General features: G+C 63.3%; 13 protein-coding genes. 10 read left to right on the top strand and 3 right to left on the bottom strand.

Going from position 1 to position 20,371, the window contains the following annotated elements:
- Positions 1-74 precede the first annotated feature (74 nt).
- Positions 75-1,403, bottom strand: coding sequence for a 4-aminobutyrate--2-oxoglutarate transaminase (gene gabT / locus HMPREF2635_RS08270; RefSeq protein ID WP_046647721.1), 1,329 nt, complete (start codon positions 1,401-1,403; stop codon positions 75-77).
- A gap of 117 nt (positions 1,404-1,520) precedes the next feature.
- Here gabT (HMPREF2635_RS08270) and HMPREF2635_RS08265 point away from each other — a divergent pair, with 117 nt between their 5' ends.
- Complete coding sequence (locus HMPREF2635_RS08265; protein ID WP_046647720.1) at positions 1,521-2,966, top strand: PucR family transcriptional regulator; 1,446 nt, start codon at positions 1,521-1,523, stop codon at positions 2,964-2,966.
- A gap of 4 nt (positions 2,967-2,970) precedes the next feature.
- Here the strand turns inward: HMPREF2635_RS08265 and HMPREF2635_RS08260 are convergent, their stop codons facing one another.
- On the bottom strand, positions 2,971-4,497 hold the full coding sequence (locus tag HMPREF2635_RS08260; protein WP_371326317.1) for a helix-turn-helix domain-containing protein: 1,527 nt from the start codon (positions 4,495-4,497) through the stop codon (positions 2,971-2,973).
- Between the two features lie 112 nt (positions 4,498-4,609).
- On the opposite strand from HMPREF2635_RS08260, the gene gabT (HMPREF2635_RS08255) reads away from it, so the two are divergent.
- From gabT (HMPREF2635_RS08255) to HMPREF2635_RS08240, 4 genes are all read left to right on the top strand, one after another.
- Positions 4,610-5,935, top strand: a complete 1,326-nt coding sequence (gabT, locus tag HMPREF2635_RS08255) for a 4-aminobutyrate--2-oxoglutarate transaminase (RefSeq protein ID WP_070821577.1) — start codon at positions 4,610-4,612, stop codon at positions 5,933-5,935.
- 36 nt (positions 5,936-5,971) lie between these two features.
- Entirely contained in the window at positions 5,972-7,420 is a 1,449-nt protein-coding gene (locus HMPREF2635_RS08250; RefSeq protein WP_070680743.1) for a flavin-containing monooxygenase, read from the top strand.
- A 14-nt stretch (positions 7,421-7,434) separates the two neighbouring features.
- Positions 7,435-8,412 carry an alpha/beta hydrolase gene (locus tag HMPREF2635_RS08245; RefSeq protein ID WP_070821576.1) on the top strand — a complete coding sequence of 326 codons (978 nt, stop codon included), beginning with the start codon at positions 7,435-7,437 and terminating at the stop codon, positions 8,410-8,412.
- A 99-nt stretch (positions 8,413-8,511) separates the two neighbouring features.
- The gene (locus HMPREF2635_RS08240) at positions 8,512-9,822 is read left to right on the top strand and encodes a YkvI family membrane protein (protein WP_070821575.1); all 1,311 of its coding nucleotides are present in this window, start codon (positions 8,512-8,514) and stop codon (positions 9,820-9,822) included.
- A 64-nt stretch (positions 9,823-9,886) separates the two neighbouring features.
- On the opposite strand, the gene HMPREF2635_RS08235 is transcribed toward HMPREF2635_RS08240, so the two are convergent.
- Entirely contained in the window at positions 9,887-11,353 is a 1,467-nt protein-coding gene (locus HMPREF2635_RS08235) for a helix-turn-helix domain-containing protein (RefSeq protein ID WP_070821574.1), read from the bottom strand.
- 191 nt (positions 11,354-11,544) lie between these two features.
- On the opposite strand from HMPREF2635_RS08235, the gene HMPREF2635_RS08230 reads away from it, so the two are divergent.
- The 5 genes from HMPREF2635_RS08230 to HMPREF2635_RS08210 all read left to right on the top strand — a co-directional run bounded on the left by HMPREF2635_RS08230 (position 11,545) and on the right by HMPREF2635_RS08210 (position 20,270).
- Entirely contained in the window at positions 11,545-13,602 is a 2,058-nt protein-coding gene (locus tag HMPREF2635_RS08230) for a hydantoinase/oxoprolinase family protein (protein ID WP_070821573.1), read from the top strand.
- A gap of 38 nt (positions 13,603-13,640) precedes the next feature.
- Positions 13,641-15,656, top strand: coding sequence for a hydantoinase B/oxoprolinase family protein (locus HMPREF2635_RS08225; protein WP_070821572.1), 2,016 nt, complete (start codon positions 13,641-13,643; stop codon positions 15,654-15,656).
- A 34-nt stretch (positions 15,657-15,690) separates the two neighbouring features.
- Entirely contained in the window at positions 15,691-17,409 is a 1,719-nt protein-coding gene (locus HMPREF2635_RS08220) for a helix-turn-helix domain-containing protein (protein WP_070821571.1), read from the top strand.
- A 118-nt stretch (positions 17,410-17,527) separates the two neighbouring features.
- Entirely contained in the window at positions 17,528-18,646 is a 1,119-nt protein-coding gene (locus tag HMPREF2635_RS08215) for an alcohol dehydrogenase catalytic domain-containing protein (protein WP_070512342.1), read from the top strand.
- 118 nt (positions 18,647-18,764) lie between these two features.
- The gene (locus HMPREF2635_RS08210; RefSeq protein WP_070821570.1) at positions 18,765-20,270 is read left to right on the top strand and encodes a permease family protein; all 1,506 of its coding nucleotides are present in this window, start codon (positions 18,765-18,767) and stop codon (positions 20,268-20,270) included.
- The last annotated feature ends 101 nt before the right edge of the window (positions 20,271-20,371 follow it).

The raw sequence follows: 20,371 nt of genomic DNA, 5'->3' as shown, positions 1-20,371 counted from the left end.
TTCTCCGATGACTTTTAAATGGCTATTAAAACGTGAACTCACCCGGCCATCGCCGGGTGAGAACTACAGTCGCCTTACTTGTACTCGTTGAACTGCTTGACGACGACCTGCAGCGCCTCACGCCACAGGTCTTCCGGGATAGCCAGGGAGGGCAGGAAGCGGATGACGTTGTGGTCGAGGCCGCAGGTGAGCATGAGCACGCCCTCGGCCTTGGCGGCGTCGACAATCTTGTGCACCAGCTCAGCATCCGGCTCACCCTCAGCGGTAACGAATTCGAGGGCGAGCATGGCGCCGCGGCCGCGGAACTCTGCTACGCGCTCATCGCCCAGGATGGGTTCCAGCTCCTCGCGGGCAATCTTCTCCAGGTTCTGGGCACGTGCACCGAAGTCCTTCTCCTCGAACTCCTTGAAGGTTGCCAGCGCAGCAGCACAAGCCACCGGGTTACCCGTGTAGGTACCGCCCAGGCCGCCCGGCTGCGGAGCATCCATGATCTCCGCACGGCCGGTCACTGCGGACAGCGGCATGCCGGAGGCAATGCCCTTCGCAATGGTCACCATGTCCGGAACGATGCCCTCATGATCGGAGGCGAACCAGGTACCGGTGCGCATCATGCCTGCCTGGATCTCGTCGACGATGAAGACCACGTCGTTGTCGTTGCACCACTTCTGGATTGCTGTGAGGTAGCCCTCGGCAGGGACGACGAAACCGCCCTCGCCCTGGATCGGCTCAGCGACAACGCAGGCCAGGTTGGCTGCGCCGACTTCCTGCTCAATCATGGTGATGGTCTTCTTGGCAGCCTCGGCGCCGCTCAGGCCGTCACGCAGCGGGTAGGACATCGGGGCGCGGTAGATCTCCGGTGCGAAGGGACCGAAGCCATTCTTGTAGGGCGACTGCTTGGCGGTCATCGCCATGGTCAGGTTGGTGCGTCCATGGAAGGCGCGGTCCATGACGACAACGCCGCGCTTGCCGGTGTAGTTGCGGGCAATCTTCACGGCATTCTCAACAGCCTCCGCGCCGGAGTTGAACAGCGCAGTCTTTTTCGGGTGATCACCCGGGGTGACCTCGTTGAGTTTTTCTGCCACGGCCACGTAGGACTCGTACGGGGAAATGGTGAAGGAGGTGTGGGTGAAGTGTGCAACAGCTTCCTGCACCGCGGCCACGACGGCCGGGTTAGAAGCACCAGCGGAGGTCACGGCGATGCCGGAGGCAAGGTCGATGAAGCGGTTGCCGTCGGCATCGGCAAGAATGCCGCCATCCGCGTCCACCACGTAGCCCGGAAGCGAGGGCGCCATGCCCGCGGGGAGGGCATTCTTGCGACGCTCATCCAGGGCGGCGCTCTTCGGACCCGGGACCTGCTGGCCCAGGTGGCGGGACTGCTCAATGTGGTACTGAAGTTCCTGCATGGTCTTCCTTTTGTGTTGGGATGAATAGGATGCCACTTAGTGTGGCCCCTACCACCCTTGCGACACTATCGACAGGGTGTATAAATTTTGAGCCCACAACTGTGTAGCCTGTCCACCATGAGTGAGATTTCCTTCCGCTGGCTCACCAACCAGCACTCGCTGAACCTGCGCCCGCTCGTTGAGGGCAAACCCGCGTTCAGCACCATCCACGCTTCAGAGCTCGCGGACCCCACCGAGTTCACCTCTCCCGGCGCGCTCATGCTCACTCTGGGGCTCGTTTTCCGCGACGACCCGGAAGGCTTCGAGCACTATGCCGCTGCTCTCGCCGCAGCCGGGGTACACGGCATTGGTTTCGGTACCGGACTCGCCTTCGCCGAGGTACCACCCGTACTGACCCGTGCTTGTTCCCAGCATCACCTCACCCTTTTTGAGATCCCGCGCGCCACCCGCTTCGTGTCCATCACTACTGCGGTAGCCCAGGAACAGGCCCGCCTCGAAAACAATGCGCACTTCACCTTCCACCGCCAACAAGAGCGCCTCAATCACGCAGCTGTGTCGGGCATCCAAGCGCTCATCGATGAGGCGAGCAATCAACTCAGCGCCGCTGTAGCAGTAGCCAGTTCCTCCGGAGCGGTGCTCAGCCGCAGCGATCGCGGCCAGCTCAGTGCGGCCGACGCCGCGGTGGAGGCCGCGGAGCAGACGGGGCGGGGCACGGGGACGTCGACAAGCACAGGTGCCACCATCACCAGCACCTTCGGCTCCGCGGGCCGGCGTTGGGCCGTCGCCGCCAGGCGCTCGGAGAAGTTCGATTCCTATTCGCGCGCGCTCATCCGGCATCTATCGGGTCTGGCCAGCCTGCTGCTTGATCACCCCGATGGCAACAACCACGCTATTCTCGGGGCGCTAGCGCTTGATGCCCAGCTCGCCGGCGTTGACTCCCCCGCCCTGCACGCGGCCTTTCACTTGATTGATAGCCACGACCTCGTGGACATCCTCTACCTCACAGCCTCGACCCCCTCACGCCTCGCGCGCACAGTGAGTGAGATCGGCAAGACCGAGCCGCACAGCTTCGTCCGCCCGGAACAGGATTCTGCACTTCTCATGCTTCCTCCGGGAACCGCAACCTCACACCTGTTCAAGAAACAGTCGCGCTACCTTCGCGTCTCCGCCCTTCGGGGTGTTGCGTGGCAGGAGCTGAACCCAGCACTGCTGTCTTCTCTTCAAAGCCATGCGCGCAGCCTGCCCCTTGGCACCGTAGCGGCCTTTGATTCTGCTGCGCCTACCTGGCTGGTGGAACCCGGCGTCTCGGAGGCCCTCGGCGCCCGGCGCGCGGCCACGGTCAGCCGCTTGGCCGCCCACGACGCGCAGCACAACACCGAGCTGCTCGCTACCTTGCGCGCCTTCCTCGTGGGCAACGCCAACTTGGCCACCGCTGCGGCGGAGCTGGGCGTTCACCGCCACACGGTGCGCGCCCGGCTAGACAAGGTAGAAAACCTCTGCGGGGTGGACCTGGGCAATCCCGTCACCCGTGCGGAACTCCTCTTACTCAGCATCGACTCTTAGGGCTTCAGTCCGTAACACTCACTCCGAGAATCAGTAGCTCCGCCGCCACGAGCGGGTCCTTGAGGTCCACCTCGAGGAGATCCTCCAAGTCCGCGATGCGCTTGCGCACGGTGTGCCGGTGTGATTGAAGCTCCTCAGCGGTTCGGCTCACATGCCCGCCCGCACGCAGGTAGACCTCCAGGGTTTCCGCCAACTCGGTGCCGTGCTCCGCGTCGTGAGCGCGCACCTTGCCCCAGGTTTCTTCGGCCCGGTTGTGCACCGCGCCCTTGACCCTGGGATCCCTAGTCCAGCTCAACGTCCGCGATTCTGGCCCCGCCAACATCCCGGGCTGAAGCCCGAAAGCGAAGGACTCTAGTTCGCGGACAATGCCCACGCCCAGCTCGGCCCACGGCATGGGCTGGCCCACGACGATGCGCTTGCTACCGCGGATATCGCGCAACAAGTCCTGCAGGTTCTTCATTGTGCGGCTTCCTCTGAAAAGCAGGAGGCTAGAGGATTTATCCAGCGTGTATTCGAAAAGCAAGCGCCCGTGATCCTGCAGGCGGGCGTCCAAGGCGTGGAGGAAGCGCTGGTGGGCGCGCTCGCCCTCCGATTTCACCAAGACCGGACGCACGCGGCCCTGCGCATCACCCACGAGCCGGAAGATGCGGCGCATGGGATCCTCCGGCTGGTCCATACCCAACTGAATGGCCATCGCCATGGAGTTGAGTTCGTTTTGGGTGCGCCGTAATTCCTGCGGGCGCTTCACGGTAAGCTCCGCCAGGCCGGCGGCCTGCTTGAGCAGCGCGCGCTCGTTCACACCGAAACTCTCACGCGCCACCGCCAGCAGCCCGAAGGAGCGCGCACCGTGATCGGCCAAGCGCTGGGCCAAGACATTCCACCCGCCCACGCGGCGCGCGGCATAGAAATTCTGGGCGCGGGTATCCGTGATTACCGGGCCCCACTCCACCGGCGGGAGCCCGGGGTGGCTCGACTGCGCGAAAACCCGCCCATCCTTATCCACTAGGCAGGTATGCGCGCCCAGCAGGCGGCTGGTTTTATCCACGAGGGCGTCGAGGCCGGACACGGCGGCGTCGTTGAGCGCGCCCTGCTGAGCAATGAAGAGCTCCAAGCCTTCCTCCCGCTGGCGCTGCAACTCGTCGTGCAAACGCGCGAGCACCGAGACGAAAGGCACGCGCCGCGCCACCGTGAAGAGTGAAATATCGCAGCCCCGGGCGGCCTCCACCATGCCGGGTGGGACCTCAGCGAAGGCTAAACCAACGCCGAAGCCCACCCCCGTCACTCCCCCCTCTGCCACCCTGCGAACGTACTCCACTAGCTGATCGGGTTGCCCCTCAAAGGCCATACCAGTGAGCAGGATGACGGCCCCCGAGCCCACAAACTCGCGGGGATCGCGCAGTTCACAGGGGTGCATAACGGAAAACGGCCGCCCACAATCGTGCAGCACGTCAATCCCCAGATCGGGTTGGCTAGCCAACCATCTGAGAGAAACGTTTCCCTCTTCCAGCCCGGCAGCTACCCCCTTATCCAATGTGGACAATTTCTCACCATTCTTTCACCAGATTGTCTATGGCCCTTCGGAAGTCTAGCCGCCAGAATGACCCACGTCATAAAAAAATTCCGAGTATTAAGGAGCAGACAGCATGCAGGATCTCAAGCACCGCCTCCCCCAGGAGCGGAATGTCTCCACCGCAATCCCTGGCCCCCACAGCCAGGAGCTGAATGCCGCCCGTGAAGCAGACGTCGCCGCTGGCGTCATCCCGGGCTACCCCTCCTACATCACCGACGGTGACGGTGGCGTGCTTGTCGACGTCGACGGCAACACCATCGTCGACTTCGCATCCGGCATCGCCGTGACCTCCGTCGGCGCTTCCAACCAGCGCGTTGCCAAGGCCGTCGCCGAGGCCGCCAGCCACCTCACCCACACCTGCTTCCTCAACGCTCCGTACCAGGGCTTCATTGATGTCTGCAAGAAGCTCAACGAGCTGACCCCGGGCACCCACGAGAAGAAGACCTGCCTCTTCTCCACCGGCGCTGAGGCAGTGGAGAACGCCATCAAGATCGCTCGCCGCTACACCGGCAAGAACCGCGTCGTGGTCTTCGACGGTGCCTTCCACGGCCGCACCAACCTCACCATGACTATGACCGCCAAGAACAAGCCCTACAAGCAGGGCTTTGGCACCCTGGCCGCTGATATCTACCGCGCGCCGATGTCCTACCCGCTGCGCGACGGCCTCGACGGCAAGCAGGCTGCAGCGCGCACCCTGCGCTACATCGAGCAGTACGTCGGCACCGAGGAGCTGGCTGCCGTCATCATCGAGCCGGTGCAGGGCGAGGGCGGCTTCGTCGAGCCGGCCAAGGGCTTCCTCCCGGCACTGCAGGAATGGTGCACCGACAATGGCGTCGTCTTCATCGCCGATGAGATCCAGGCCGGCATCTGCCGCACTGGTTCCTGGTTCGCCTGCGATGACGAGGGCATCATCCCGGACCTCATCACCACCGCCAAGGGCGTGGGCGGCGGCATGCCGCTGTCCGCTGTGACCGGCCGCGCCGAGATCATGGATGCCCCGGACCCGGGCTCCCTGGGCGGCACCTACGCCGGTAACCCGGTGGCCTGTGCTGCTTCCCTGGCAGCCTTCGAGGAGATGGAGGAGCTGGATCTGGCTTCCCGCGCCCGCGAGATCGAGGCCATCATCCGCGAGGAGCTGGAGCCGCTGCTTGAGCTCACCACCGTCGCCGAGGTCCGCGGCCGCGGCGCCATGATCGCCATCGAGCTGGTCGATGACAACAACCAGCCGAACGCTGACCTCACCGCCAAGGTGGCCAAGACCTGCCGCGAGCAGGGCGTGCTCATCCTCACCTGCGGCCTGAACGGCAACGTCATCCGCCTCCTGCCGCCGCTGGTCATCAACGAGTCCACCCTGCGCGACGGCCTCCAGGTCCTGGCCGAAGCCATCCGCGCAAACTAATCCGAACCACCACCGTCTTAAAGGAGACACATCACCATGAAGATCTACGATTGCATCATCCTCGGCACCGGCTACGGCGGACTGGGCATGGGCGCCCAGCTGGTCCGCGACGAGCAGAAGGACTTCCTCATCCTCGAGGCTGCCGATGAGGTCGGCGGCGTCTGGCGCGACAACACCTACCCGGGCGCTGCTTGCGATACCCAGGCTCTGATCTACTGCTACTCCTACTTCCTCAACCTCGGCGTGTCCCGCATGTTCGCCGGTCAGGACGAGATGCAGGGCTACCTCAAGGCTCTCGCTGAGGAATTCAACCTCTACGATCACATCAAGTTCAACCACCGCATCACCAACGCCGAGTGGAAGGAAGACCTCAAGGCATGGGAGATCGAGGCTAACGGCGAGACCTACTACGGCCGCGTCTTCGTCGGCGCGTGGGGCCAGCTCTCCAAGCCGAAGATCCCGAACTTCCCGAACCGCGAGGCCTTCCAGGGCGTGCAGTTCCACTCCGCTGAATGGAACCACGACGTTGACCTGGCCGGCAAGAAGGTTGCCGTCATCGGCAATGCAGCTTCTGCAGTTCAGCTGGTTCCGGAGGTCGCCGAGGTCGCGGAGAAGCTCTCCGTGTTCCAGCGCTCCGCTAACTACATCCTGCCGCGCAACCAGGTCATCTTCACCGAGGAAGAGCTCAAGGAGTTCAAGGAGAACCCGGATTCCTACCGCGCTATCCGCCAGGAGATCCACGAGGTTCGCGAGGAAGGCTTCGACCGCACCCGCAAGGGCACCGATTCCGCTGCAGAGGGTGTTGAGCAGGCCATGGAGCACCTGCGCTCCCAGGTCAACGACCCGGAGCTGGTGGAGAAGCTCACCCCGAACTTCGCCTTCGGCTGCAAGCGCATCCTGCGCTCCGATAACTTCTACCCCACCTTCAACCGCGACAACGTAGAGCTCATCACCGCTGGCATCGAGAAGTTCACCGAGACCGGCATCCGCACCGATGACGGTGCCGAGCACGACTTCGACGTCGTCATCTACGCCACCGGCTTCTACTCCCAGGAGTTCCAGGGTGACCTGCCGATTGCTGGCCGCGACGGCATCGACCTGCGCGAGCGCTGGGGCAACTCCCCGGAGGCTTACCTGGGCATGACCGTGGATGGCTTCCCGAACTTCTTCATGCTCTACGGCCCGAACACCAACCTCAACCACCACTCCGTGGTGGCCATGCTCGAGGCACAGGACCGCTACATCTCCCAGGCCGTTGCGTACCTGCGCGAGAACCCGGAGGCAGCCCTGGATGTGAAGAAGAACGTCATCGACGAGTTCAACACCCGCATCCAGAAGGAGCTCGAGGAATCTGCGTTCTCCGCTGACTGCTCCTCCTGGTACAAGAACGAGGAAGGCCGCGTCATCAACAACTGGTCCGGCAACGTCGCCGAGTACTACGAGCTCACCGACAAGCTCGAGCTCAACGACTACGAGCTGGTCTAGGAGGCAGTTTCACAATGCACACTCTGCACGACGAATTCTCCGGGCGTCCCGTCGCTGAGGATGCGTGGAAGGCGCTGAAGCCATTCCGCGATGGTGGGGCGAAGTCCTTCCATAACTTCCCCATCCCGCAGGTGCGTGAGAACTACGTAGCCTCGGCCCACGCCAACCCGCTCCACGAAGAGAAGGAACCGACAACCACCGACTTCCAGGTCGAGGAGTTTCAGGTTCGCCTCTACGACCCCCGCCCGGAGGCGGAGCGCGGCCAGGAGACCCCAGCGGTGCTCTACATGCACGGCGGTGGCTGGCTCATGGGCAACCTAGAGACCCACGACTCCTCGGTACGCCGTATCGCGGTGCTCACCGGGTTCCCGGTTGTGGCGGTGGACTACCGCCTCGCCCCGGAGCACACCTACCCGGCGGCTATCGACGATTGCCGCGCCGCCTACCGCTGGTTGTCCGACTCCTCGGCTGAGCATGGCCTGACCGTGACCTCCATCGCGGTGGCTGGCGACTCGGCCGGTGGCCAGCTCGCCGCCGTGATGGCGAACGAGTTCGTGGGTGAGGAGGGCGTCGCCAAGCTCAGCTCCCAGATCCTGCTCTACCCGATCACGGATTGCTCCCGCGAGCGAACCGAGAACGGTGCCTCCTACAAGCGCCTGGAAGAGGGCTTCCCGCTGGCCTCTGACACCATGCGCTGGTTCATCGATACCTTCGTTACGGAGGAATCGCAGCGCACGGCGAAGGATCTCTCCCCGCTGCTGCACGAGCTGCCGGAGGGCCTGCCCCCGTCACTCGTTATCACGGTGGATAACGATCCGCTGGCGGACGAGGGCATCGAGTATGCCGGGAAGCTGGCCAAGGCAGGCGTCGACGTCACGCACAAGCACCTTCTGGGCTACCACCACGGGCTGTTTACCTCTGCTGCGGTCATTGACCGCGGCGAGGAGGAGCTCGCTGGTATCGCCGAGTTCATCAAGGCGGCAGCGAACTAAAAGCTTCCGCTCCATCACGCACGGGGCAGGCACCTTTCCCAGGCCGCCTGCCCCGTTTGCATAAGTAAATATTTCTGTCCACCTAAAGTTAGGTTCACCATGCTTAAACGCTCATTCGGCATCGCGATGGCATTCATCGGCGTGCTCGCGGGTGCCTCTTTCGCTTCGGGCCGCGAGGCCCTCCAGTATTTCGTTGCTTTCGGCAACATGGGCGTCGTCGGCGCCATCGTAACGGCACTGGCCATGACCATCTCCGGCATCACCATTCTCCAATTAGGTTCTTATCACCGCGCCAAAGAGCACACCTCCGTGTTCAACGCGGTGTCCACCCCCATTGTGTCGAAGATCCTCGATATCGCCACGCTGACCTGTCTGTTCTGCATCGGCTTCGCCATGTTTGCCGGTGCCGGCGCCAACCTCAACCAGCAATGGGGCTGGCCAGTGTGGATCGGCGCCGTCCTCATGCTCGTCCTCACCCTGCTGACTGGTCTGCTCGACGTGGACAAGGTGACCATCGCCATTGGCGCCATTACCCCGTTCATCATCGTCTTGCTGACCATCGGCACGGTCTACACCGTGCTCACCTCCAACCCAGATTGGTCACACCTCAACGAGCAGGCGCAGCAGCTTCCTACGACGCTGCCCAACTGGTGGGTTTCCGCCATCAATAACCTGGGACTGAACGTCATCGTGGTGGTCTCCATGATGATCGTCATCGGCGGCAACTTCCTCGACGCCAAGGAGGTGGGCTACGGCGGCATTCTCGGCGGCGCATGCTTCCTCTTCCTGCTGGCGGTCCTGGTCGGCGGTCTCTACGTCTCCGTAGGCCCGATCACCGAGGCCGAGATGCCAACGCTGGCCATGATTGAGCAGATTCACCCGACGCTCGGTATCGCCATGTCCGTCGCCATCTACGGCATGATTTATAACACCGCGATTGGTATGTTCTATGCCTTTGCCAAGCGCCTCACCCGCGGCAAGCCGCAGAACTTCTACAAGGTCTATGTCATCTCCGTGCTCATCGGCTTCGTGCTTTCCTTCATCGGCTTCTCCAACCTCATCGGCTGGGTCTACCCGATTCTTGGATACATGGGCATTGCCATCATGTTCATCATCGGCTTCGCATGGTTGAAGAACCGCAAGGATCTGCAATCTGAGGCCGACCTGCGCCGCCGCGCGCGTGAACTACTCAAGAAGCGCTTTGAGAATGACAACCACCTCTCCGATGAGGAGGCTCGTGAGCTAGTGGCCATCGCTCGCAACTCCTCCATCCCGGAATCTGACTTCATCAAGGAGATCATGACCGAGGTTGATTCCGAGGACATTCCGGAAGAGCTGCAGATCGGTGACGGCAAGCTCCACGCGCTGATTACCGGCAAGCCCATCCCGCGCAGCAAGAAGAAGGTGTAGTTCTCTCCACTCCCCCTCTCACTCTCTACTCTCACACCTTCTCCGTGCTCCCGCATCCAGCCGCCTAGCGCTGCATGCGGGGGCGCAGCGCTTTCCACAGCGCCCACAAAACCAGATCCGCATCGGAGAACCGGATCCGTTCCTCCAGAGCTTCCAGCCGGTGCCGCACCGTATTAGCGTGCACGCCCACGGCCTTCGCCGCCCGGGCCACGGAAAAGTTTTCAGCTTCATAGGCGCGAAAGATCTCTTCGCCATCCTTAATCCCCTCAATCGCGCGGTCGAGCTCCCCCACCGCGTCCTCCAAGCCGCGCTGGCCGAGGTAGGCCGCTGCCTTCTCGATGGCGCTGCAGTGAGCAAACTCCAGGCTCTGCAGGTGCAAGGAATGCATGCGTTCCACCACCACGGCGGCAAGCAGGGCCTGGAGCCACGCTGCCGGACCTTCCTCGACGGTGTCGAAGGGATCAGAAAGCCCGACGGAGCCGAAGAGCACGTCCGCGATCTTCCCCTCCGCTCCCGAATGGGTAGTCAGCACGCAGGTACGGCCAGCCACATATCCCAGCACCAGTGGCACGCCCGCATCTTGGGCCACGGCGAAAGCTTTGTCGCGCACATCACTGCGATAGGAATCCTTGATGGAATCGGAAACGATGAGGCGCATTTTCGCGTGTTCCGAAAAGCCCCGCCTGCGCAACGTGGTGGCCACTTCTTCCCTATTCGAATTCTCATCGCACAACGCCACCATCAACGCGCTCGATTCGGCAACGTGGTTGCGCAGGATGTTTCTCTGCGCCATGAGGGAAGCGGTGAGCAGTTCCTCCAGCGCTGCGAAAGCGGGGTCATCGAAGTCTGCATCCTGACTGGTCTGCCGCCCCCGGATCAGCCAGTAGCCATGGTCGAAGGAGGGGCTCTCACCAGCAATGTCAAGCCACCGGGCAAAGACCTTCCAACGCCCCACGTGCATGCTCGTGGTGCTGTGGTTGACCACCACCGACAGGGAACGAGCGATACTACGCGCGGGCAGTTCGCCGGCGGCGGCAATAACCCGACCATCAACGGTCAACAACAGCAAGGAATCTCCACTAAACCTGGCAAATCGCGCGAGGATCTCGGACTCCGGCGCCGGGTTAACCAACCCGGGGCTTAATTGCCCGATGGTGCTGAGCTTGCGCCAGGACGCCAGGTTGGGTTGGCGCCGCAAAAGCTCATCCACCGCGCGCCGGATATCTTGGCGCGTGATCCCATCGGTGCCGTACAGGAGGGCGCCGGTTCCCTCTACCGAGTCCAGGACTTCCTGCTCATCGAACTCGGAGTCGAGGAAGATGACCCCGGCGGCGTCGACCAGCCGGCGCTGGATGGTGCGTGGGCTTCCCTCCGGCTGGGGAAGGACTAGCCAGCCCGCCACGTCCCCATCGCCCTCGGCGCACAGCCCCACAAAATTCTCATCCTCAAGCGGCTTGCTCAGGCGCCGCAGCCGCGGCTCCATCACGACGAGATCGGCGATCCGCAACACCGGACTTTCTTGTGACGCCACTTAATCCTCCAAAAAATAGTGTCCTATCTTACTTTTAATCAGGTAATTCTAGCGCCCTGCAACCTGGCTTTTTGGAGTTTCCTCCACCGTTTTCCATCTTGATTCACCGTTTCTCCATTGCTCCCCTCCTCGTGCCATATCAAGATTCCTCTCAACCGAATTCACCATCTTTTGAAAGAGAGGTCCACACCATGACGGAGACCAAGCCTTTTCGCGTATCCGTTGACGTCGGCGGAACGTTCACCGACGTCGCGATTGTTAACACCGAGACCCACGAGTTGTCGGTAGCCAAGGTTCCCTCCACCCCGGATGACCCGATGAAGGCGGTGATGAACGGCCTCAAGTCGGCCGACGTCCAGCTCAACCAGGTCGAGGTGTTCTCCCACGGCACCACGGTGGCCACCAACGCGCTGATCCAGCGCCGCTTCCCACCAGCAGCGCTCATCACCACGAAGGGCTTCCGCGATGTTCTGGAAATCCGCGACGGCACCAAGGATGAGTTGTGGGATGCCTACAAGGACGTTCCGGATCCCTACATCCGCCGCCGTGATCGCTACGAAGTAGAAGAGCGCATCGACTTCGATGGCGCCGAGATCACCCCGTTGGATGAGGAAGAGGCTCGCCGCATCGCCGGGATCCTGCGCCGCAAGAAAATTGAGACCGTCGCGGTCTGCTTCATCAACTCCCATGCCAACGCCTCCCACGAGGAGCGCATGGCGAAGATCCTGCGCGAGGAGCTTCCCGACGCCACCGTCTCCACCTCCTCCGAAATCCTCCCGGAGATCTTCGAGCACGACCGCTTCTCCACGACCGTCGCCAATGCGGTCCTGGCCCCGCTCGTCTCCGGCTATGTCAACCGTCTGTCCCGTCAGCTCGAGGAAGGCGGCTACGACGGAGACCTGCTCCTCCTCCACTCCGGCGGCGGTTCCATGACCCCGGAGATGGTGACCCGCTACCCGGTCCGCCTAGCCGCGTCCGGTATCGCCGCCGGCGCCATCGCGGTGCAGGACATCGCCACTCGCTGTGGCTACTCCAACGCGATTGGCCTGGAGATGGGCGGTACCTCCACCGATATCGCCCTGGTCTACGAAGGTGATATTCGCATCACCAAGCAGTGGCAGGTCGAGTACGGCTTCCCCATCTGCTTCCCGTCCATCGAAGTCGGCACCATCGGCGCTGGCGGCGGCTCGCTGGCGTGGATCGATGAGGCAGGTTCCCTGCGCAACGGCCCACAGTCCGCAGGCGCGGATCCGGGACCGGTCTGCTACGAGCGCGGCGGCACCGACGCCACCAACACCGATGCCAACGTCACCCTCGGCCGCCTCGGCACCGAGCTCATCGGCGGTGCACTGAAGCTGAACCCGGATGCCGCGCGCGAGGCCGTCAACAAGACGGTTGCAGAGCCGCTCAACCTTGAGCTCGAAGCCGCAGCCGAGAACATCATCCAGGTGGCCAACGCCAACATGGCCGATGCGGTTCGCCTGCTGTCCATCCGCCGTGGCTACGACCCGCGTGACTTCGTCCTCGTTGTCGGCGGCGGCGCCGGCGCACTGCACGGTGCCGAGGTGGCCCGCGACCTCTCCATCCCCACCGTCGTCGTCCCGCCGCACCCGGGCGTTACCTCCGCACAGGGCTGCCTGCTCGTGGATATCCGCCACGACATCACCAAGATGTACCAAGCACCCGTGGACGAGGTAGACACCGCGGACCTGCGCAAGGAATTCCAAGCGCTCATCTCCGAGGCCCGCGAGCGCCTCCACAAGGAGCACGTGCCTGAGGAGCGCATGAAATTCAAGCTGACTGCGTCCATGCGCTACCGCGGCCAGTGGCGCTCCCTCACCGTGGAAATCCCCGAGTCCGATAACCCGCTCGATGATGCCGTCGCCATGTTCCACGATGAGCACGAGCGCGAGTACTCCTTCGCTGACCGCGAAGGTGCCGTGGAGTTCTACCAGATCGGCCTCATCGCCATCGGCGAGCTGGAGAACCCGCCCTTCAAGCACTACGAGGTCGAAGAGCACGAGGCAGAGCTTCCGGAGACCACCCGCCCCGTCTACTTCTCCGCGCACGGCGGCTGGGCTGATGTCCCGATTTACCACCGCCCCGACCTGAAGGCTGGCGCCAAGCTCAACGGTCCCGCCATCATCGACCAGTTCGATGCCACCACCGTCATTCCGCCTGGTGACCGCGCAGAAATTGATGAGTGGTCCAACATCCGTATCCACATCGGCAAGGCCACCAACGCCTAAGACTCTCGCCTTCAGACTCTCCTTTGAAAGGAATCGACATGACTACTACTCAGACACAGCCACAGAAGCCGTCGCCGTCTTCTTCCAGCCGCCGTACGCTCGACCCGGTTACCTTCGAGGTGCTCAAGAACGCCTTTGCCACCTCGGTCAACCTCATGTCCGAGCAGATTCTTCGTACCTGCTACTCCTTCGTTATTTATTCGCGCGACTTCTCCTCCGCGCTCTGCGACGCCGAAGGCAACACCGTCATGCAGGGTGACCAGGACATCGCAGTGCACGTGGGCACGCTGCACTTCCAGTGCCAGGCCGTGCTCGAGGAATTCGGCGATGACATCCACGAAGGCGATGTTTTCGCCATCAATGACCCCTACCAGGGCGGCACGCACATGAATGACGTGTCCTTCCTGCGCCCCATCTTCTACGAGGGCACCCTGCTGGCCTTCGCGCAGAACAAGGGCCACTGGGCTGATGCCGGCGGCTCCGTCCCGGGCTCCTTCGATGTGTCCGCCACCAACTACTACACCGAGGGCCTGCGCATCACTCCGGTGCGTGTGTGGTCCAAGGGCGTGTTCCTCAAGGACGTCGCCAAGCTTTTGGCTGGCAACACCCGCAGCCCCGAGATCGTCATGGGTGACCTCAAGGCCCAGGCCGAGGCCACCGCGGTCTGTGAGCGCGAAATCCACCGCCTCGTGGACAAGTACTCCTTCGACACCGTGCGCACCGCGCTGCGGGAGGTCCAGGACTACGTGGAAGACATCGTCACCTCCCGTGTGGCCGCGCTTGACGACGGCGAGTGGTCCACCATCGACTACATCGACCTCGACCCGGCCAAGGAAGAGGGCCTCGTTCCCATCAAGGTAACGATGCGCATCAAGGGCGGACGCCTCTCCTACTCGCTGGACGGTTCCGCGCCGGCGGTGGCCAGCTTCCTCAACGCGGGCTATGGCTCCGCGTTCTCCGGAATCGTCGCCGGCACCAAGACCTTCTTCCCCGACGTGCCGCTTAACTCCGGCCTCTACCGCGCCATGGACATCGACCTAGGCCCGGAGGGAACCGTGGTCAACGCCGGAATGCCGCACGCGGTGACCGGCTTCTGTTCCGGCCCCTTCGAGAAGATCATGAACGCGGTCTTCGAGCTGTGGTCCCAACTCATGCATGAGCGCGCCATGGCCTGTGCCTTCAACCTGGAGTACCTGCTCATCGGTGGTTGGGATACGCGTGACGCGAAGAAACCAGAGGACAAGGGCGAGTTCTTCATGTGGTACGACTGGATGGCTGGCGGCTGGGGCGGCCGCGTCGACCGCGATGGCTCCTCCGCCACCGCGCCGGTCTTCGGCCCGGGCCTGGCGGTCCAGCCGGTCGAAGGCCAGGAGCGTCTCTCCCCCGTTATCACCAGCCACCACGCCCTGGTGACTGACTCGGCGGGCCCCGGCAAGTTCCGCGGCGGTGTGGGTGTAACCAAGGGCGGTGTGCTCACGGACGCGAACAAGACCGTCATGAGCTACTGCTGTGACCGCTCGCGTTCCGTGACCTGGGGCATCGAGGGTGGTCTGCCGTCCATCCCGCAGGGCGTGTGGCTCAACCGCGGCACCCCGGATGAGCAGTACCTCGGCGCGCTGTTCTCCAATGTTCCGGTCGGCCCGGGCGATACCTTCGAGCGCCCCTCCGCCGGTGGCGGCGGCTTCGGCGATGCCCTGGAGCGCGACCCGAAGGCCGTGCTGGAGGACGTCATCGATGGCTACGTCTCCGTGGGCCGTGCCGCCAAGGACTACGGCGTTGTCATCCGCCCCGTTGACCCGGAAATCGACGAGTACGAGCTCGACGAGGAGGAAACCGCGAAGCTGCGTGAGGAGCTGCGCTCTACCCGCCTGGACAAGCTGGCGGAGTCCCCGGAGTCCGTGGCTGAGCGCTACAACGCCGGCGAGTTGGACCAGCTCGACCTGGTCCGCCACTACGGCGTCATCCTCGACTGGGCCACCGGTGAGCTCCTGCCCACCACCACCCAGCAGTACCGCGAGCAGATGGCCAAGCGTTCCTCTTCCCACTGGAAGTAGGTAGCGCCCCGGCTAGCCCCCTAAGCTAGGGGGCATGTCTCTCCTCGGCCCCGTACTCTCCCACCTCGCCAGCGGCACCCGTGTCCCCGACGAGTTGCGCGAGCAATTGCCGGCCGAGGAGCTTGGCGCGCTTCGGGCCGTTGAGGAAACCATGCGCGCCAACCACACGTGGCGGGTGATGTCGACGAAACTGCTCGACGTCTCCCAGATGCTCAACTCGGGCCGCGAATCCACCGACATCCTCCAGGCGATTGTGCGCCACGCACGCTCCACCATCGGCACGGAGGTGGGCTACCTCAGCCTCAACGATGAGGACACCGGCTTTACCAAGGTGCTGGCCACCAGCGGTGTCGTCACTGAGGAATTCCGCACCATCAACATGCCGATGGGCTCCGGAATCCTCGGCATCGTGGCCGCCACTAACCGCCCGGCGTGGACCTATGACCATTCTGTGGATCCCAACGTCACGCACGTGGATTACGTGGACCGTGCGGTAGAAGCCGAAGGAATCCGCGGGATCCTCGGCGCCCCGATCCGCATTTCTGGGCGCACCATCGGCGCGCTTCTCGTGGGGGATCGCCACCCGCGTCACTACACGCACGAGGAAATCGCAGCGCTCGAGGTGCTCGGCTCTATTACCTCCGTGGCGCTGGAGAATGCCCAAGTCATTGAGAGTCAGGGCGAATCCGTCGCGGAGCTTACCCGCTCCCAAATTGCGCTGAGCCGCCACGTGGACGAATTGCAGTGGCTCAACGACGTCAACACGCAGCTGCTCCACGTGCTGATGAACAATCCCAGCTTCGAGGAGCTCGAGCGCGTGCTAGCTAAAAGCCTCGATGCGCCGGTCACGCTGTGGACCGCGGAGGATGCCCCGGACACTCCCCCAACCAGCACGTTCCCCGTGGAGTTTAACGGGCGGGCGCTGGGCACGATTGGTGTGGACAAGGAGCTCAGCGACGCCGAACTGCGCGTCATCAGCCACGCCTCCGCAGCCTTTACAGCGATTGCGCTTTTTGCTGAGGCGCTTGTCGACGCCACCGCGCGCAAAGTCGACGACCTCGTCTACGCCGTAGCACTAGGCAACGCCGGGCGCGAGGAGATCGCCCGTCTGCGCCACCTCACAGGCATCAGCCTGAACTCTTCGGCACAGCTGTACTTCGTAGGCCTGCACTCAGCCAAGAACCTGCCCACCCGCCCCCAGCTGGAGCACCTCCTGCCAGGTAACGCCGCCATTACGCACCACGACCAACACGTGTGCGTGCTGTACCAACCGGATCGGGATATCGATAAGGCGCTGGCCCCACTGCTGTCTGAATTCCCTGAGTTGACGGTCTCTGCCATCGGCTTCGACGGCCTAAGCTCCGCGCGCAGCGCCCACGATTCCGCCATGGCCTACCTGGATTCAGCACTCGCTTTGGGCTTGCGCGGCCAGCTGGTCACCGAGGACTCCCTGGGCACGGTAGGCCTCATCCTGGGCGCGGACCCGCAGGCGCTGAACGCGCTGTCCACGCGCACCATCGGCCCGCTGGTGCGCTACGACGAGGAGCACTCCACCGAGTTGACCGCTACCGCGCACCACTACTTGCTCTCCGGGCACAGCATTCCGCAGACCGCCCGGGCGATGTTCATCCACCCCAACACAGTGCGCCAACGCCTCGATCGGATCGCTGAGCTCATGGGTGAGGAGTGGGCCGTGGGCCAGCGCGGCCTCGATGTCTTTGTGGCGTTGCGCGCCCACTCCCTCAGCAGGTAGAGAATTCCCCATCCGCTTAACGGCCCGGTGTAGTTTTTCCCATACCGTTCCGCCCCTCCTTAACGCCCGGTGGCGTACATTGCGATGCATTAACCCCATCTCATGTCTGGAGGTATCTATGTCTGACACGATTACCATTCGCGGCGCCGTTCTGGAGCGCTCCGGCGACGAGCGCCCCTACGCCGACTCCAAGCCGATCACCGTGAGCGAGCTCGAGCTCTCCGCTCCCGGCGAGGGCGAGATCCTGGTCAAGATCACCGCTGCTGGCCTGTGCCACTCTGACCTTTCCGTGGTCAACAACAACCGCCCCCGTCCGCTGCCGATGCTGCTGGGCCACGAGTCCGCCGGCATCGTCGAAGAGATCGGCCCGGGTGTTACCAACGTCAAGGTCGGCGACCACGTGGTCATGACCTTCCTCCCGCGCTGCGGTGAGTGCGCCGGCTGCAAGACCGACGGCAAGATGCCGTGTGAGGTCGGCTCCAAGACCAACAACGAGGGCACCCTCATCCGCGGCACCCGCCACCTCACCCGCAACGGTGAGACGATCCAGCACCACCTCGGTGTCTCCGGCTTCGCCACCCACGCCGTGGTCTCCGAGCTCTCCGTCGTGCCAGTGGGCTCCGATGTCCCGGCGGACATCGCCGCTATTCTCGGCTGCGCCATCCTCACCGGTGGCGGCGCCGTGCTCAACGAGATCGATCCAAAGCCGGAGGACAGCATCGCCGTCGTCGGCCTCGGTGGCGTTGGCATGGCCGCCATCATTACCGCCGCTGCGCTCGGCGTGAAGGAGATCGTGGGCATCGACATGCAGAAGGACAAGTGCGAGAAAGCCATCGAAATCGGCGCTACCTCCGCGATGACCCCACAGGAAGCTGAGGAGTCCGGCAAGAAGTTCACCGCTGTCGTGGAGGCCGCCGGCCACCCGAAGGCACTGGAAACCGCCTACAAGGTCACCGCACCGGGTGGCCTGACCGTCACCGTCGGCCTGCCGGCACCGGGCTCCACCATCACCATCGACCCGCTGGTGATGACTGCCGAGGCGCGCCGCGTCCACGGCTGCTACCTGGGCTCCTCCGTCCCGTCGAAGGACATCCCGAAGTACGAGCAGCTGTGGCGTGAGGGCAAGCTCAACGCTGAGGCCCTCATCTCCGACCACATCAAACTCGAGGACATCAACACCGCCATGGACCGCCTATCCGACGGTGTAGCACTGCGCCAGATCATCGAGTTCGACTAACCAAGGTTCGACTAAACTTCAAGCACTAAACCTCAACGAACCTCTCACCTTTCCTCACCAAGCCCCGCGTGCTTCACGCCCGCTGGGCTTGGTCCCTTTTCTTTGAAAGGAGGCCGTCATGGCCGAAACCACCGAACCCGAAGAGCAGGGCATCGGTCAAGCTTCACCCCACTGGAAGATGGGGCCCTTCGATGTCCGCCTCCCCTTCGTGCACTACCGCATGGAGTGGCCGGACTTCGCCCAAGGCTTGTTCATGTGTGTGGTGGACTTGGGCGCTATCCCCCTGATGACTGAGGCCCTCGGCATGCCTTACGAGGCGGCACTGGCCGTCGTTATGCTCAACGGCCTGCTCTACCTCACCCACCACCTCTTGGGCGACCCGGTTGTCCCGGGCTGGATTACCCCGGCGATTCCGTTGCTGACGGTCTACATCCAGACCTTCCCGGAGGGTGAGCAGCGTGTGTGGGCGCTCATCAGCTTCCAGCTCTTGCTGGGCATATTCTCATTAACGCTAGGCATAACGGGATGGGCATCGAAGGTCGTCCGCCTCATCCCCTCGGGCTTGCGCTCCGGCATCGTCCTTGGCGCCGGTATCGCCGCCATCATCTCGGTGTTCCAGGAAGGCGGGCGTTTCCACTCCTTCCCCATTACGATCACCATCGCGGTGGCTGTGGCCTTCTTCCTCATGTACTCCCGTGGCTTCCAAGCCCTACGACAGAAGGCCGCCGGTTGGCGCTTCCTGGCTTCGCTAGGCATCCTGCCTGCTATCTTCGTCGCGGTCTTCGTCGCACCACTAGCTGGCGAGGCTCCCTGGCCGGACGTGGAGTGGGGTTTCTCCAAACCAGATTTCATGACCCTGTGGTCTGAGTACACCGTCTTCGGGATCGGTCTTCCGCCGGCACACATGTTCCTCACCGCCATCCCCACGGTGCTGGCCGCCTACCTCGTCGTCTTCGGTGACGTCTTGCAGGCCAACGCAGTGCTTAAGGAAGCCGATCACGTCCGCACGGACGAGGCCGTGGTGTACAGCCCGTCGCGCGCACACCTGCTCTTCGGTGGCCGCAACATGCTGATGTCCATCATCGGCCCAGACGTCGCTATGTGTGGCCCGCTGTGGGCGGCGATGCACGTGGTCATCGTCGAGCGCTACAAGCAGGGCAAGCGCGCCATGCGTACCATCTTTGGCGGCGCGGGCTCCTTCCGTTGGGGTACCAACGTGGGTCTCCTGCTGCTGCCGATTACTTCTTTCGTCGAGCCCATCCTGCCGGTGGGTCTGGCGCTGACTCTCATCATCCAGGGCTTCGTGTCGGTGCGCGTGGGCATCATGGAGTCCAAGAACCAGAAGGATCTTGGCATCGCAGGTGTCACCGCCGGCGTGCTGGCCACCCAGGGTGCCGCGTGGGGCTTCGCCGCCGGCATCATCATGGTGCTCGTCGTCTATGGCAAGGACATGTTCAAGGACGAGCGCGACGGCACCATCCGCAACTTCGATGAAATCGATCCGGAGGAGGGCTTCGCCGACGCCCAGGCCGACTTCACCGAGCTGGCCGAGCTCAACGATCTGGATGCTGACGGCCGCCCGATCGATCCGAACGCCCCGAAGCCGAAGGACACCAGAAGCTAGACACCCAGAAACTAAACAGCGCGACACAGTGCCTGTGAACAGGCCTGAGTGCAAGACAGTGCGCGGGCCCCGAACACGGCGCCCGCACTGCTTAGCCTCTC

The organism is Corynebacterium sp. HMSC035E02 (assembly GCF_001836065.1).
GTDB lineage: Bacteria > Actinomycetota > Actinomycetes > Mycobacteriales > Mycobacteriaceae > Corynebacterium > Corynebacterium hiratae.
Note: the sequence above shows the minus strand (reverse complement) of the source record. Positions and strands in the feature narration are given on the sequence as shown.

What these genes read in the sequence shown, in the direction of transcription:
- gabT (WP_046647721.1), bottom strand. Translation starts at nt 1,403, where the DNA reads ATGCAGGAACTTCAGTACCACATTGAGCAGTCCCGCCACCTGGGCCAG.
- HMPREF2635_RS08265 (WP_046647720.1), top strand. Translation starts at nt 1,521, where the DNA reads ATGAGTGAGATTTCCTTCCGCTGGCTCACCAACCAGCACTCGCTGAAC.
- gabT (WP_070821577.1), top strand. Translation starts at nt 4,610, where the DNA reads ATGCAGGATCTCAAGCACCGCCTCCCCCAGGAGCGGAATGTCTCCACC.
- HMPREF2635_RS08250 (WP_070680743.1), top strand. Translation starts at nt 5,972, where the DNA reads ATGAAGATCTACGATTGCATCATCCTCGGCACCGGCTACGGCGGACTG.
- HMPREF2635_RS08245 (WP_070821576.1), top strand. Translation starts at nt 7,435, where the DNA reads ATGCACACTCTGCACGACGAATTCTCCGGGCGTCCCGTCGCTGAGGAT.
- HMPREF2635_RS08240 (WP_070821575.1), top strand. Translation starts at nt 8,512, where the DNA reads ATGCTTAAACGCTCATTCGGCATCGCGATGGCATTCATCGGCGTGCTC.
- HMPREF2635_RS08230 (WP_070821573.1), top strand. Translation starts at nt 11,545, where the DNA reads ATGACGGAGACCAAGCCTTTTCGCGTATCCGTTGACGTCGGCGGAACG.
- HMPREF2635_RS08225 (WP_070821572.1), top strand. Translation starts at nt 13,641, where the DNA reads ATGACTACTACTCAGACACAGCCACAGAAGCCGTCGCCGTCTTCTTCC.
- HMPREF2635_RS08220 (WP_070821571.1), top strand. Translation starts at nt 15,691, where the DNA reads ATGTCTCTCCTCGGCCCCGTACTCTCCCACCTCGCCAGCGGCACCCGT.
- HMPREF2635_RS08215 (WP_070512342.1), top strand. Translation starts at nt 17,528, where the DNA reads ATGTCTGACACGATTACCATTCGCGGCGCCGTTCTGGAGCGCTCCGGC.
- HMPREF2635_RS08210 (WP_070821570.1), top strand. Translation starts at nt 18,765, where the DNA reads ATGGCCGAAACCACCGAACCCGAAGAGCAGGGCATCGGTCAAGCTTCA.